The 13,389-nt window shown below is 71.3% G+C and carries 12 protein-coding genes and 1 riboswitch; of the genes, 11 read left to right on the forward strand and 1 reads right to left on the reverse strand.

Annotated elements, in window-relative coordinates:
* Positions 1-67: 67 nt before the first annotated feature.
* From ACFYZZ_RS00615 to ACFYZZ_RS00630, 4 genes are all read left to right on the forward strand, one after another.
* A complete protein-coding gene (locus ACFYZZ_RS00615; protein ID WP_389169677.1) occupies positions 68-1,480 on the forward strand; it encodes a M16 family metallopeptidase in 1,413 nt (470 codons plus the stop codon).
* Positions 1,477-2,865 carry a M16 family metallopeptidase gene (locus ACFYZZ_RS00620; RefSeq protein ID WP_389169679.1) on the forward strand — a complete coding sequence of 463 codons (1,389 nt, stop codon included), beginning with the start codon at positions 1,477-1,479 and terminating at the stop codon, positions 2,863-2,865. Before ACFYZZ_RS00615 ends, ACFYZZ_RS00620 begins: the two co-directional genes overlap by 4 nt.
* A gap of 222 nt (positions 2,866-3,087) precedes the next feature.
* A riboswitch (cyclic di-AMP (ydaO/yuaA leader) is annotated at positions 3,088-3,251 on the forward strand.
* 12 nt (positions 3,252-3,263) lie between these two features.
* Positions 3,264-4,019 (forward strand): M23 family metallopeptidase, encoded by a 756-nt coding sequence (locus ACFYZZ_RS00625; RefSeq protein ID WP_389169682.1) that lies wholly within the window; start codon positions 3,264-3,266, stop codon positions 4,017-4,019.
* Between the two features lie 198 nt (positions 4,020-4,217).
* Positions 4,218-4,913 carry a GntR family transcriptional regulator gene (locus tag ACFYZZ_RS00630; protein ID WP_386575878.1) on the forward strand — a complete coding sequence of 232 codons (696 nt, stop codon included), beginning with the start codon at positions 4,218-4,220 and terminating at the stop codon, positions 4,911-4,913.
* A 183-nt stretch (positions 4,914-5,096) separates the two neighbouring features.
* On the opposite strand, the gene ACFYZZ_RS00635 is transcribed toward ACFYZZ_RS00630, so the two are convergent.
* The gene (locus tag ACFYZZ_RS00635) at positions 5,097-5,378 is read right to left on the reverse strand and encodes an HPr family phosphocarrier protein (protein WP_071381868.1); all 282 of its coding nucleotides are present in this window, start codon (positions 5,376-5,378) and stop codon (positions 5,097-5,099) included.
* A 177-nt stretch (positions 5,379-5,555) separates the two neighbouring features.
* Between ACFYZZ_RS00635 and ACFYZZ_RS00640 the strand changes: the two genes are divergently transcribed.
* The 7 genes from ACFYZZ_RS00640 (at position 5,556) to ACFYZZ_RS00670 (ending at position 13,374) form a co-directional block, all read left to right on the forward strand.
* The gene (locus ACFYZZ_RS00640) at positions 5,556-8,420 is read left to right on the forward strand and encodes a GNAT family N-acetyltransferase (RefSeq protein ID WP_389169684.1); all 2,865 of its coding nucleotides are present in this window, start codon (positions 5,556-5,558) and stop codon (positions 8,418-8,420) included.
* An 18-nt stretch (positions 8,421-8,438) separates the two neighbouring features.
* The gene (locus ACFYZZ_RS00645; protein WP_389169686.1) at positions 8,439-8,852 is read left to right on the forward strand and encodes a hypothetical protein; all 414 of its coding nucleotides are present in this window, start codon (positions 8,439-8,441) and stop codon (positions 8,850-8,852) included.
* Between the two features lies 1 nt (position 8,853).
* Complete coding sequence (locus tag ACFYZZ_RS00650; RefSeq protein ID WP_386575876.1) at positions 8,854-9,450, forward strand: DUF5998 family protein; 597 nt, start codon at positions 8,854-8,856, stop codon at positions 9,448-9,450.
* Positions 9,450-10,643 (forward strand): alkaline phosphatase family protein, encoded by a 1,194-nt coding sequence (locus ACFYZZ_RS00655; protein ID WP_389169689.1) that lies wholly within the window; start codon positions 9,450-9,452, stop codon positions 10,641-10,643. Before ACFYZZ_RS00650 ends, ACFYZZ_RS00655 begins: the two co-directional genes overlap by 1 nt.
* A 45-nt stretch (positions 10,644-10,688) precedes the next feature.
* Positions 10,689-11,339, forward strand: coding sequence for a thymidine kinase (locus tag ACFYZZ_RS00660; protein ID WP_389169691.1), 651 nt, complete (start codon positions 10,689-10,691; stop codon positions 11,337-11,339).
* A 227-nt stretch (positions 11,340-11,566) separates the two neighbouring features.
* Positions 11,567-12,775, forward strand: a complete 1,209-nt coding sequence (locus ACFYZZ_RS00665; protein WP_389169692.1) for an ROK family transcriptional regulator — start codon at positions 11,567-11,569, stop codon at positions 12,773-12,775.
* A gap of 395 nt (positions 12,776-13,170) precedes the next feature.
* On the forward strand, positions 13,171-13,374 hold the full coding sequence (locus ACFYZZ_RS00670; RefSeq protein WP_389169696.1) for a lasso RiPP family leader peptide-containing protein: 204 nt from the start codon (positions 13,171-13,173) through the stop codon (positions 13,372-13,374).
* Positions 13,375-13,389 lie beyond the last annotated feature (15 nt).

Here is a 13,389-nt window from a genome sequence, read left to right on the forward strand (position 1 = left end):
ATACAGTGGCAGGACCGGCAGGAAAACAGCGGTTTCGACGACCGCCTCCGCTCGCGAAGGGACGTACATGCCCATGGGTCACACGACCACAGCCGAGGCAGGCTCCGGGGGCCTGACAGCGACCGAGCACCGCCTGGCCAACGGTCTGCGCGTGGTGCTCTCCGAGGACCACCTGACCCCGGTGGCGGCGGTGTGCCTCTGGTACGACGTCGGCTCCCGCCACGAAGTCAAGGGACGCACCGGCCTGGCTCACCTTTTCGAGCACCTGATGTTCCAGGGGTCGGCGCAGGTCACGGGCAACGGCCACTTCGAGCTGGTGCAGGGCGCCGGCGGCTCCCTGAACGGCACCACCAGCTTCGAGCGCACCAACTACTTCGAGACCATGCCCGCCCACCAGCTGGAGCTCGCCCTCTGGCTGGAGGCCGACCGCATGGGCTCCCTGCTCACCGCCCTGGACGACGAGTCCATGGAGAACCAGCGGGACGTGGTCAAGAACGAGCGCCGCCAGCGCTACGACAACGTGCCCTACGGCACCGCGTTCGAGAAGCTGACCGCCCTCGCCTACCCGGAGGGCCACCCCTACCACCACACGCCGATCGGCTCGATGGCGGACCTGGACGCGGCCACCCTGGAGGACGCGCGCCAGTTCTTCCGCACCTACTACGCGCCGAACAACGCGGTGCTCTCCGTGGTCGGCGACATCGACCCCGTGCAGACCCTCGCCTGGATCGAGAAGTACTTCGGGTCGATCCCCTCCCACGACGGCAAGCCCGAGCCCCGCGACGGCTCCCTGCCCGAGATCATCGGCGAGCAGCTGCGTGAGGTCGTCGAGGAGGAGGTCCCGGCGCGCGCCCTGATGGCCGCCTACCGGCTCCCGCAGGACGGCACCCGCAAGGCGGACGCGGCCGACCTGGCCCTGACCGTCCTCGGCGGCGGCGAGTCCTCCCGCCTGTACAACCGGCTCGTGCGCCGCGACCGTACGGCCGTCGCGGCCGGCTTCGGCCTGCTGCGCCTGGCCGGCGCGCCCTCGCTCGGCTGGCTGGACGTGAAGACCTCCGGTGACGTCGAGGTGCCGGTGATCGAGTCCGCGATCGACGAGGAGCTGGCCCGGTTCGCCGAGGAGGGCCCCACGGCCGAGGAGATGGAGCGCGCCCAGGCCCAGTTGGAGCGCGAGTGGCTGGACCGGCTCGGCACGGTCGCCGGCCGCGCCGACGAACTGTGCCGGTTCGCCGTCCTGTTCGGCGACCCGCAGCTCGCCCTGACCGCCGTCCAGCGCGTCCTCGAGGTGACCCCAGAGGAGGTCCAGGAGGTCGCCAAGGCCTGCCTGCGCCCCGACAACCGCGCGGTCCTCGTCTACGAGCCGCTGTCCGCCGAGTCCGCCGAGCACACCGAGGAGGCGGGGCGCGGCGAGGACCCGGAGCAGGAAGCGACCGTAGAGGCGGGCGCCGACCAGAGCGACAACGAGGAGACGGCCAAGTGACCGAGCTCGCCACGATGGACTTCCACCCCCAGCCGCAGCCGGGCGAGGCCAGGCCGTGGGCGTTTCCCGCTCCCGAGCGCGGCACGCTGGACAACGGCCTGACCGTGCTGCGCTGCCACCGCCCCGGCCAGCAGGTCGTCGCCGTCGAGGTCCTGCTGGACGCGCCCCTGGACGCCGAGAAGCCCGCTCTGGAGGGCGTCGCCACGATCATGGCGCGGGCCTTCTCGGAGGGCACCGACAAGCACTCCGCCGAGGAGTTCGCCGCCGAGCTGGAGCGGGCCGGCGCCACGCTCGACTCGCACGCCGACCACCCCGGCGTCCGCCTCAGCCTGGAGGTCCCGGCCTCCCGCCTGGCCAAGGGCCTCGGCCTGCTCGCCGACGCCCTGCGCGCGCCCGCCTTCGACGAGAGCGAGGTCGAGCGGCTGGTCCGCAACCGCCTGGACGAGATCCCGCACGAGCTGGCCAACCCGGCCCGCCGCGCCGCCAAGGAACTCTCCAAGGAGCTGTTCCCGGCGAGCTCGCGCATGTCGCGGCCGCGCCAGGGCACCGAGGAGACGGTCGAGAAGATCGACGCTTCGGCCGTCCGCGCCTTCTACGACCGCCATGTGCGGCCCGCCACGGCCACCGTGGTCGTGGTCGGCGACCTCACCGGCACCGACCTGGACGAGCTGCTCGCCGACACCCTGGGCGCCTGGACGGGCACCCCGGGCGCGCCGCGGCCCGTGCCGCCGGTGACCGCCGACGACACCGGCCGGGTGGTCATCGTCGACCGGCCGGGCGCCGTCCAGACCCAGCTGCTCATCGGCCGGATCGGACCCGACCGGCACGACCGCGTGTGGGCCGCCCAGGTGCTCGGCACCTACTGCCTCGGCGGCACCCTCACCTCCCGCCTGGACCGCGTCCTGCGCGAGGAGAAGGGCTACACCTACGGCGTGCGCTCCTTCGGGCAGGTCCTGCGCTCCGCGCCGGACGGCACGGGCGCCGCGATGCTCGCGATCAGCGGCTCCGTGGACACCCCGAACACCGGTCCCGCGCTGCAGGACCTGTGGACGGTGCTGCGCACGCTCGCCGCGGAGGGCCTGACCGACGCCGAGCGGGACGTCGCCGTGCAGAACCTGGTCGGTGTGGCGCCGCTGAAGTACGAGACCGCGGCGGCCGTCGCGAGCACGCTGGCGGACCAGGTCGAGCAGTACCTGCCCGACGACTTCCAGGCGACTCTGTATCAGCAGCTCGCCGGCACCGGCACCGTGGAGGCCACCGCGGCGGTCATCAACGCCTTCCCGGTGGACCGCCTGGTGACCGTCCTCGTCGGTGACGCGGCCGAGATCAAGGCGTCGGTCGAGGCGCTCGGCATCGGCGAAGTCACCGTCGTGGCAGCCGAGTAGCGGCTTACGGCGCACCGCGCGCGTGGGGCCCTGACGATCCGACGGGTCGTCAGGGCCCTTTGCCGTGCGGAGCCCTTCCCCAGATGTCCGAATTGGGGCAGAGGTTGCCTGTCTGGCCTGTGGGATGCGCTACAAAAGCCCGGATCCGTTTGGGGATCGAAAGTCGGGCCGCATAGCGTCGACCGGGCTGTTCGTCAGGCAGTGCGCCGCGCCCGCGGCACCGGACAGTCATCGCCGAGTCCCCCCACGGCGCGAGCCAGGGGAGCCGGGGACCCACCGCAGTCCCTGGGGTGAATCGGACGCCCGCGCACCGGCGAGGGGGTCCGTAGGAGACCTTCCTGCTCCGAACCCGTCAGCTAACCCGGTAGGCGAGAGGGAAGGAAAGGACCAGCCACTTCATGGCGTTCATGTACGCCACCGGGAAGCACCGCAAGCCCGGCCGGGTCAAGCGCACCACCGTTCAGGCGGCCGGTGTCGCGGCCCTCACCACCACCGGTGTCGTCGGCACCCTGGCGGCCGGCCCGGCGCTCGCCGCGGACAACTCCGTCGAGGACACCGGCCTCACCCCGGTCATCACCGAAAGCGACTCGGTCGCCGAGCAGATCGACGCGCAGGCCGAGGCCCAGCTGGTGGCCGCCCGGCAGAAGGCGGCCGAGGAGGCCGCGGCCAAGGTGGCCGCGATGGAGGCGAAGAAGGAGCGCGAGGCCCAGGCCCGCGCCGCGCGAGAGGCCGAGCGCAAGCGCCTGAACGCCTTCGTCGCCCCGATCGCGCACTCGTACGTCTCCACCGGCTACAAGGCCAGCAGCTCCCTGTGGTCCTCCGGTTCCCACACCGGCATCGACTTCCACGCGGCCAGCGGGACGTCCGTCCACGCGGTCGGCTCCGGCACGGTCGTCTCCACCGGGTGGGGCGGCGCGTACGGCAACCAGATCGTGATCCGGATGGCCGACGGCATGTACACCCAGTACGGACACCTGTCGTCCATCGGCGTCGTCGTGGGCCAGAAGGTCCTCCCGGGCCAGCAGATCGGCCTGTCCGGCGCGACCGGCAACGTCACCGGACCGCATCTGCACTTCGAGGCCCGCACGACCTCCGAGTACGGTTCGGACGTCGACCCGATCGCCTATCTCCGCCAGCACGGCGTGAACGTCTGACGCTCCGGCGCACGACATCCCGAAGCCCCGGCTCACGAGCCGGGGCTTTCGCCGTTTTTCGCAGTGCCTGCGGCATCCGCTGTCCAAAAAATATCCATGGATTCCGGCCTGCCGTCGGAAATTCCGGCTCATTGCAATAGAGTCACGGAACATGCGTCCATCGTCGACGTTTCACGGGGATTAAAGCGGAGGTCGGTCATGCGTATTCCGGCGCACTCGGTGTGCACGGCGATCCGGGACGACATCGTCGCGGGTGTCTACGAGCGCGGCGGCCGCCTCACCGAGGAAGTCCTCGCCCGCCGCTACGGCGTCTCGCGCGTCCCTGTCCGTGAGGCCCTGCGCACCCTGGAGGCGGAGGGCTTCGTGGTGACCCGACGGCACGCGGGCGCGTGCGTGGCCGAGCCGACCGAGCAGGAGGCCGCCGACCTGCTGGAGATGCGCACGCTCCTGGAGCCGCTCGGCGCCTCCCGGGCCGCCCAGCGGCGCACCGAGGCCCATCTGAAGGTGCTGCGAGGGCTGGTCCGGCTGGGCCAGGAGCGGGCCAGGCGGGGCAGCAGCGACGATCTGCGCTCGCTGGGCGGCTGGTTCCACGAGACGCTGGCGCAGGCCTCCGGAAGCCCCTCGCTGTCCTCGATGCTGACCCAGCTGCGGCACAAGATCGCCTGGATGTACACGGTGGAGGCGCCGCCGAGTCCGGTGGACTCCTGGGCGGAGCACGGCGCGATCGTGGACGCGGTGGCACGCGGCGACAGCGAGCGCGCGCGGGCGATCACGGCGATGCACACGGAGCGCTCGACGGGCGCGCACCGGCTGCGGTTCACCTCGGGCGGGGACCGCTCCGAGCGTGTGAGGAACTCGCAACATGCCGTAAACATGCAGAGCCTGCGGCATTAACACGGGCGCCGTATACAAAGAGGAGATATTCGATGGGCGGGTATTTCCGCTGCCCTTTTCCCGGTGCGCCGTGAATTCGCGGTCGCGTGCCTTCGGTGTGCCTGTGGTGAATTCCCCGGACCGGGTGCAAAGAATGCGGAAGCCGCGCCACCCGGAAAGGGTGACGCGGCTTCCTGGCATGCCTCAGACGGTCTCGGGGAGCTCTTCCAGCCCCTCGGAGACCAGCTTGGCCAGACGGTCCAGGGCGATGTCCGCGCCCTCGGCGTCGGAGGCGAGGACGATCTCCTCGCCGCCCTGGGCGCCCAGGCCCAGGACAGCCAGCATGGAGGCCGCGTTGACGGGGTTGCCGTCAGCCTTGGCGATCGTCACCGGGACACCTGCGGCCGTGGCGGCCCGGACGAAGATGGATGCGGGGCGGGCGTGGAGGCCCTCGGCCCAGCCGACGTTGACGCGGCGCTCAGCCATGTGTTGCTGCCCTTCGGTGTTCAGGGTTGTCTAGACCAGTTTCCCATATCGCAAAGCGTGCCCGGAACGGTCCTTCGTCCCGCTCCGGTGTGCCGTCGGACCGCGGCCTCGGTCCGACTTCCGTCCTGCACAGACTGCCTCGCGCCGTTGTCGTACGCGAGCCTTACTCTGGGGCCCATGCAGAGCCCGGCGGACCGGCAGGACCGGCACGAGTACCCCGCCCACTGGGAGGCGGACGTGGTGCTGCGCGACGGGGGTACCGCGCGCATCCGGCCCATCACCGTTGATGACGCCGATCGCCTCGTCAGCTTCTACGAGCAGGTCTCGGACGAGTCGAAGTACTACCGCTTCTTCGCGCCGTACCCACGACTCTCCGCCAAGGACGTCCACCGCTTCACGCACCACGACTTTGTGGACAGGGTGGGACTTGCCGCCACGATCGGCGGCGAGTTCATCGCCACCGTACGCTATGACCGCATTGGTGCCGACGGTCTGCCCGCCTCCGCTCCCGCCGACGAGGCCGAGGTCGCCTTCCTGGTGCAGGACGCCCACCAGGGCCGCGGGGTCGCCTCCGCCCTCCTGGAACACATCGCCGCCGTCGCCCGCGAGCGCGGGATCCGCCGCTTCGCCGCCGAGGTGCTGCCCGCCAACACCAAGATGATCAAGGTGTTCACGGACGCCGGGTACACGCAGAAGCGCAGCTTCGAGGACGGCGTCGTACGTCTGGAGTTCGATCTCGAACCCACCGACCGCTCCCTCGCGGTGCAGCGCGCGCGGGAGCAGCGCGCCGAGGCCCGCTCGGTACGGCGGCTGCTGGCACCCGGCTCCGTGGCGGTCGTCGGTGTCGGCCGCGCGCCCGGCGGGGTGGGCCGCAGCGTCCTCGGCAACATCCGGGACGCCGGCCATCCCGGCCGTCTGTACGCCGTGAACAAGGCCTTCCCCGAGGACCTCAAGGAGGTCGACGGGGTGCCCGCGTACCGCTCGGTGCGGGACATCGAGGGCCCGGTGGACCTCGCCGTCGTCGCCGTACCGGCCGAGCACGTGCCCGCGGTCGTCTCCGAGTGCGGCGAGCACGGGGTGCAGGGACTGGTCGTGCTGTCCGCCGGGTACGCCGAGAGCGGGCCGGAGGGGCGCGAGCGGCAGCGGGCCCTGGTCCAGCTCGCGCGCGCGTACGGCATGCGGATCATCGGCCCGAACGCCTTCGGCGTCATCAACACCGCGCCGGGCGTCCTGCTGAACGCCTCGCTCGCCCCCGAGATGCCCCGCCCGGGCCGTATCGGCCTGTTCACCCAGTCCGGGGCCATCGGCATCGCGCTGCTGTCCCGGCTGCACCGGCGCGGGGGAGGCGTCACCGGGGTCACCGGGGTGTCCACCTTCGTGTCCGCCGGGAACCGGGCCGACGTGTCCGGCAACGACGTCCTCCAGTACTGGTACGACGACGCGGAGACCGACGTCGTCCTGATGTACCTGGAGTCCCTCGGCAACCCGCGCAAGTTCACCCGCCTCGCCCGGCGCACGGCGGCGGCGAAGCCGCTGGTCGTCGTGCAGGGGGTCGGCTCCGCGCCGCAGGGGCACGCGGTACGGGCCACCCGGCTGCCGCACGCGACCGTCTCCGCGCTGCTGCGGCAGGCCGGCGTGATCCGGGTGGACACGATCACCGAACTGGTCGACGCGGGGCTGCTGCTCGCCCGGCAGCCACTGCCCGCGGGGCCGCGCGTGGCGATCGTCGGGAACTCCGAGTCGCTCGGCGTGCTGACGTACGACCGCTGTCTCGCGGAGGGGCTGCGGCCGTCGCCGCCGCTGGACCTGACGACCGGGGCGACGGCGCAGGACTTCCATCGGGCGCTGTCGCGGGCGCTGGCGGACGAGACGTGTGACGCCGTCGTCGTCACGGCGATCCCGGCGATCGGAGAGGGGTCGCCGGGGGACGCGGAGCTGGCGGAGGCGCTTCGGTCGGCCGCGGCTGCCGTTCCGGGCAAGCCGGTGCTGGTGGTGCACGTGGAGCTGGGAGGGCTTGCGGAGGCGTTGTCGGCTGCGGCCAGTACGTCACCCCAGGCCCTCGCGAAGGCACCCGGCGTCGAGGACGGTGCCCCCCCGTTCCACCCCGCGGACCGACTGCCCACCACAGCGGCAGCCCCTCCTGAAAGCCCTGTGGACCCCACCCCGGAAGGCGCCGACTCCCGCCTCATCCCCGCCTACCCCGCCGCCGAGCGGGCCGTCCGGGCCCTTGCCGAAGCCGTGAAGTACGGGCAGTGGCGGCGGGAGGCCGCCGATCCGGGCAGGGTGCCGGAGTACGACGACATCGACGAGAAGGGGGCCGCCGAGCTGATCGGAGGGCTGCTGGAGCGTGGGCAGGGGCTCACGATCGGGCAGGCGGGCACCTGCGAGCTGCTCGAGAAGTACGGCATCCACGTGCGCCGGGCGCTGGCCGCCCCCACCCCGGACGCCGCCGCCGAGGCCGCCCGCGCCCTCGGCTACCCCGTGGCCCTCAAGGCCACCGCCCCGCACCTCAGGCACCGGGCCGACCTGGGCGGCGTACGCCTCGACCTGGCGGACGAGGAGCAACTGCGCAGGGCCTACGCCGAGTTGACCGAGCTGTTCGGGCAGCCCGAGGAGCTGCGGCCGGTGGTGCAGGGGATGGCACCCCGGGGTGTCGACACGGTTGTACGGGCGGTGATCGATCCGGCCGCCGGGGCCGTGCTGTCCTTCGGCCTCGCCGGGGCCGCCTCGCAGCTGCTCGGGGACATGGCGCACCGGCTGATCCCGGTCACCGACCGCGAGGCGACCTCGCTGGTGCGGTCGATCCGGACGGCGCCGCTGCTGTTCGGCTGGCGCGGCTCCACGCCCGTGGACACGCCCGCGCTGGAGGAGCTGCTGCTGCGGGTGTCCCGGCTGGTGGACGACCACCCCGAGGTCGTCGCCGTCACCCTGGAGCCGGTCGTCGTCGCCCAGCACGGCGTGAGCGTCCTCGGCGCCACCCTCCGGCTCGCCCCGCCCCCCGCCCGCGACGACCTCGGCCCGCGCACACTGCCGGCCTACTGAGGGGGGAGGGGGGACCGCATGGAGATCGCCGGCCACCGGCTGCCCGTCGGCAGCTGGTGGGACTGGGAAGTGATCGTCTGGGACGGCGGGCAGCTGCGGCTGGCCGCCGGTTACGACCTCACCCATCACCACGGCCTGGAGCTGGTCTTCGTCGACGCGGTCTTCGTCTCCTGTCCGCACAGCTTCCAGGACCCCGTCTTCCGTGCGCCCACGGCCGAGGAGACCGCGCGCCTCGTGCGCGCCCTGGGCGAAGCGCCGCCCGTCGTCGTCGCGTTCGAAGCGGATGCCGGCGGGCCCGACCCCGCCTCCTGCCTGATCGCCGCCGAGCGCCTGGACATCCTGTCGGGGTTCGTCCCGCGGCACTCGCGCACGGGTGCGAAGGCCGCCACAGGTGCTCGCAACTGGCCCGGACCCCCCTTGCCCACGGATTAAGATGGACGCCATGGCCAAGACCAGTACGACGACCCAGGGGCTGCGCACGGCGATCGAGCGCAGCGGCTACTACCCGGCCCTCGTGTCCGAGGCGGTGGAGGCCGCTGTGGGCGGCGAGCCGATCCGGTCGTACCTGGTCCACCAGGAGACGACGTTCGACCAGAACGAGGTGCGGCGCCATGTGACCGTGCTCGTCCTCACCGGCAACCGGTTCATCGTCAGCCACACCGACGAGCAGGCCGCCGACAGCACCTCCCCGACGCCGTACGCCACGACGTCCACGGAATCCGTGAAGCTCGGCCGGATCTCGTCGGTCGTGGTCAGCCGGGTCGTCGCGAACCCGGAGCAGTACACGCCGGGCACGCTGCCCCGCGAGGTCGTGCTGACCATCGGCTGGGGCGCGGTCAGCCGCATCGACCTGGAGCCCGCCGCCTGCGGCGACCCCAACTGCGAGGCCGACCACGGCTACACGGGCAACTCCACGGCGGACGACCTCAGCCTGCGCGTCAGCGAGGCCGGGGACGGCCCGGAGACGGTGCGCCAGACGCTCGCCTTCGCGCAGGCCATCTCCGAGGCGACCGCGGACCTCACGCGCTGATGGCCCAGCCCTTGTCCTCCTGGGACCACCCGGAACCACTCGCCCTCGACAGCGCACCGCTGCCCGAGTACGGCAGTGGCTCCCTCGCCGACCTCCTGCCCACCCTGGCCGCCGGTCTCGGCGTCCCCGGTATGACCGCGACGATCGAGGAACTGACCCCGGCCGACCGGGCCTGTGTCTTCCTGGTCGACGGGCTCGGCTGGGAGCAGCTGCGGGCGCACCCCGACGAGGCCCCCTTCCTCACCTCGCTGCTCGGCAGCTCGCGCGGCGGCACCGGACGCCCGCTCACCGCCGGCTACCCGGCGACCACCGCGACCTCCCTGGCCTCCGTCGGCACCGGCCTGCCCCCGGGCGCCCACGGACTGCCCGGCTACACCGTCCGCAACCCGGCCACCGGCGCGCTGATGAACCAGCTCCGCTGGCAGCCGTACACCGACCCCCGCCCCTGGCAGCCGTACCCCACGGTCTTCCAGCTGGCCCACGAGGCCGGGGTGCACTCCGCCCAGGTGTCCTCGCCGACCTTCCAGCACACCCCGCTGACCAAGATCGCGCTCAGCGGCGGCACCTTCCACGGACGGCTCACCGGCGAGGACCGCATGGACCTCGCCGCCGAGCAACTGGCCGCCGGTGACCGCTCCTTGGTGTACACGTACTACGCCGAGCTGGACGGCGCCGGACACCGTTACGGCGTCGCCTCCGACACCTGGCGCGGACAGCTCATGTACGTCGACCGGCTCGCCCAGCGCCTCGCCGAGCAACTGCCCCCGCGCAGCGCGCTGTACGTCACCGCGGACCACGGCATGGTCGACGTCCCCTTCGACGAGCAGCACCGCATCGACTTCGACGAGGACTGGGAGCTGCGCGCCGGAGTCGCCCTGCTCGGCGGGGAGGGGCGGGCGCGGCACGTGTACGCGGTGCCGGGCGCCGAGAACGACGTACTGACCGTCTGGCGCGAGGTGCTCGGCGAGCAGTTCTGGGTGGCCTCGCGGGACGAGGCGATCGCGGCGGGCTGGTTCGGGCCGCAGGTGGACGACCGGGTGTACGCGCGCATCGGGGACGTGGTCGCGGCCGCGCACGACGACGTCCTGATCATCGCCTCCGAGCAGGAGCCCAAGGAGTCGTCGCTGGCCGGCAACCACGGTTCGATGACCCCTGCCGAGCAGCTGGTCCCGCTGCTCGAAGTACGCTCCTGAACCGCCCCGCCCTGTGACCACTCCCCGAAAGGTGCTCAACTCCTCATGCCCGAGCTGGTGTTCTTCTCCGGAACGATGGACTGCGGGAAGTCGACACTGGCTCTGCAGATCGAGCACAACCGCTCCGCGCGCGGCCTGGCCGGCATGATCTTCACCCGGGACGACCGGGCGGGCGAGGGCAAGCTGTCCTCCCGGCTGGGCCTGGTCACCGACGCGGTGGAGGTCGAGGACGGCCAGGACCTGTACGCCTACCTCGTCGAGCACCTCTCGCGGGGCGGGCGCGCGGACTATGTGATCGCGGACGAGGCGCAGTTCCTCGCGCCCGAGCAGATCGACCAGCTCGCCCGCGTGGTGGACGACCTCGGCATGGACGTCTTCGCCTTCGGGATCACCACCGACTTCCGTTCCAAGCTCTTCCCGGGCTCCCAGCGGCTGGTGGAGCTGGCCGACCGCATCGAGGTGCTGCAGGTCGAGGCGCTGTGCTGGTGCGGCGCCCGCGCCACGCACAACGCCCGCACGATAGGCGGCGAGATGGTCGTGGAAGGCGCCCAGGTGGTCGTCGGCGACGTCAACCAGTCCGCGGGCGAGGTCGGCTACGAGGTGCTGTGCCGCCGTCACCACCGGCGCCGGTTGACCGCAGCGGTGGCCCGCGCGGCGACGCTGTCCCCGGACGTCCTGCCGGTGTCCTCGGTCTAGGCTCCGAGAACGAGGCCCGCCCTGGCTGATCTTTTTCCGCTTGCGAAACTGGCATTTTCGGTCAGTTTCAATCGGCATCATTGATTGTTTTCGTATGCCGGACGTCGCATGCCCGTAATGGTCGTCGAACCAATTGAAGTCGTCCCACCTTCGAATCGAAGATCCACCTGCTACGGTCGGGGCAGGGAAAGTCAACCTGCGGGGGCAGGCGACGACCGGGGGGCGCCATGGCTGACATTCGTGAAGTCTTCGACCGGTTACCGGGGTCGGCCACACGGAGCGCCAACCGGAGGAAAGTCTTTCTGGCCGTCGCGATCAAAGCGGACACCCAGGTCGGCATCGCACGGCGCACCCACCTCTCCCAGGCGACGGTTTCCGCCGCGGTGAAGGAGCTCGAAAGGGCCGGCCTCGTGCGCGGCGCCAAAACCGATGGGAAAGGGCGCGGCGGCAAGGTTTTCCTCATTCCCACAGAACAGGTGGGAGTGGGCGTGCACCTAGGGTTCAACCACGTCACGGTGGTTGCCCGCAGGCTCGACAAGGTATTCGACGACGTGGCGGTCCGGGTGAACGCCGAAGGGGTCGCGAGAGGCTGGAACCGGGCCCTTCCCGTCGTCCGGGACATGATCCTCGACGTGATCGAAGCGACCGGGCGTGAGCGGAGCGACGTGTTCTCGCTCGGTGTCGCCGTACCCCGGATGATCGATCCGCGCACGAACGAGTTCACCCGGCCCGTCCTGCATCCCTGGCGGCCGGGGGACAACCCCGCAAAGGACCTGGGGGACCTCCTGGGGGTCCGTGCGGTCATCGACAACGACGCCAACCTCGGCGCGCTGGCCGAGCAGACCTACGGCACGCGCGAGCACGCCGAGACCGTGGTCTACGTGAAGGTGTCCACGGGTGTGGGAGCAGGGATCATCGTCCACAACAGCGTGCTGCGGGGGCACCGCGGGATGGCCGGGGAGATCGGCCACCTCACCGTGGACCCGGACGGCGCGATGTGCCAGTGCGGCGGACGTGGCTGCCTGGAGACGGTGATCGGCGCCGAAGCGCTCGTGCAACAGGTCCGGTTGGCACGCCCCAGGGCCGGCGCGGACTTCGAGCACCTGGAGGATGTCATCCGAGCCGCCAAAGAGCACGACGCTGTCTGCACGCGGGTGATCAAGGACGCGGGCCGGACCCTGGGTCGCTTCCTCGCCCAGCTGTGCAACCTCTTCAACCCTGACGTCGTCGTGGTGGGTGGCCAGCTGGCCGAGTGCGACCTGCTGCTCGACGGCTGCAAGGAGTCGCTGTACCGCTTCGCTCTTCCCGGCGCGGTCGACGCCGGCTCCGGGTTCGATCTCACGTTGAGCGAGCTGGGAACACGCGCGGAGGCACAGGGAGCGCTCGTCCTGGGACTGCGCGGGCAGGAGAACCCGGCGAGCACCGCAAAAGGTTGAGACGTCCGGACGGCCGGCCGGGGACGGCGGCGGCTCGAGACATGACACCGCTGCGCTGCTGATAGCCGTGACGCCGTTTCCGCGATGAGTCTTCTTCGAAATGACGAGCAAGCGGAGGCGAGTACCGATCCTCGGCTTCGAATAAGCGAACCCCGTTCATCGACCAGGAAGAGGGGCGCGCCAGGAGACGTGCCGGACACGACGGACCTGAGCCGACACACCGCAGGGTTATGGCAAAGTGCCAGGCCAGCGGGGCGTCGACGACTTTCCGGTTCACGACCTTGCGGGACGGGCGAGTGGCTACACTGCGGGGGCGCGCTCGAGTGGCCTGAAGAAGCCATTCGAGCCATCCATTTTTTTCCGAGGCAGTCGCGCCCTTGACTCAAGGCGGCCCGATGACACATGACGCATTCTCCGAATTCCTGTCCGACCATGTGGAGGACGGCCGGCAGGGAAAGCACCCCGACGGGGCGCCCTCTTCCGGTGAGAGGCTCGCCTACGTGCCACCGGAGCTCATCGACCTCGGTCATGTCCGTGAGGTGACCTTGGGCAGTTCGCCCAACGGCAACGCCGATGCCAATGCGCAGTACTACTGGTAGAGGTCTTCGTGGCCG

Source organism: Streptomyces sp. NPDC001816, from assembly GCF_042892235.1.
Taxonomy (GTDB): Bacteria; Actinomycetota; Actinomycetes; order Streptomycetales; family Streptomycetaceae; genus Streptomyces.

What these genes read in the sequence shown, in the direction of transcription:
- ACFYZZ_RS00645 (WP_389169686.1), top strand. Translation starts at nt 8,439, where the DNA reads ATGGAGATCGCCGGCCACCGGCTGCCCGTCGGCAGCTGGTGGGACTGG.
- ACFYZZ_RS00630 (WP_386575878.1), top strand. Translation starts at nt 4,218, where the DNA reads ATGCGTATTCCGGCGCACTCGGTGTGCACGGCGATCCGGGACGACATC.
- ACFYZZ_RS00670 (WP_389169696.1), top strand. Translation starts at nt 13,171, where the DNA reads ATGACACATGACGCATTCTCCGAATTCCTGTCCGACCATGTGGAGGAC.
- ACFYZZ_RS00640 (WP_389169684.1), top strand. Translation starts at nt 5,556, where the DNA reads ATGCAGAGCCCGGCGGACCGGCAGGACCGGCACGAGTACCCCGCCCAC.
- ACFYZZ_RS00615 (WP_389169677.1), top strand. Translation starts at nt 68, where the DNA reads ATGCCCATGGGTCACACGACCACAGCCGAGGCAGGCTCCGGGGGCCTG.
- ACFYZZ_RS00650 (WP_386575876.1), top strand. Translation starts at nt 8,854, where the DNA reads ATGGACGCCATGGCCAAGACCAGTACGACGACCCAGGGGCTGCGCACG.
- ACFYZZ_RS00655 (WP_389169689.1), top strand. Translation starts at nt 9,450, where the DNA reads ATGGCCCAGCCCTTGTCCTCCTGGGACCACCCGGAACCACTCGCCCTC.
- ACFYZZ_RS00635 (WP_071381868.1), bottom strand. Translation starts at nt 5,378, where the DNA reads ATGGCTGAGCGCCGCGTCAACGTCGGCTGGGCCGAGGGCCTCCACGCC.
- ACFYZZ_RS00660 (WP_389169691.1), top strand. Translation starts at nt 10,689, where the DNA reads ATGCCCGAGCTGGTGTTCTTCTCCGGAACGATGGACTGCGGGAAGTCG.
- ACFYZZ_RS00625 (WP_389169682.1), top strand. Translation starts at nt 3,264, where the DNA reads ATGGCGTTCATGTACGCCACCGGGAAGCACCGCAAGCCCGGCCGGGTC.
- ACFYZZ_RS00665 (WP_389169692.1), top strand. Translation starts at nt 11,567, where the DNA reads ATGGCTGACATTCGTGAAGTCTTCGACCGGTTACCGGGGTCGGCCACA.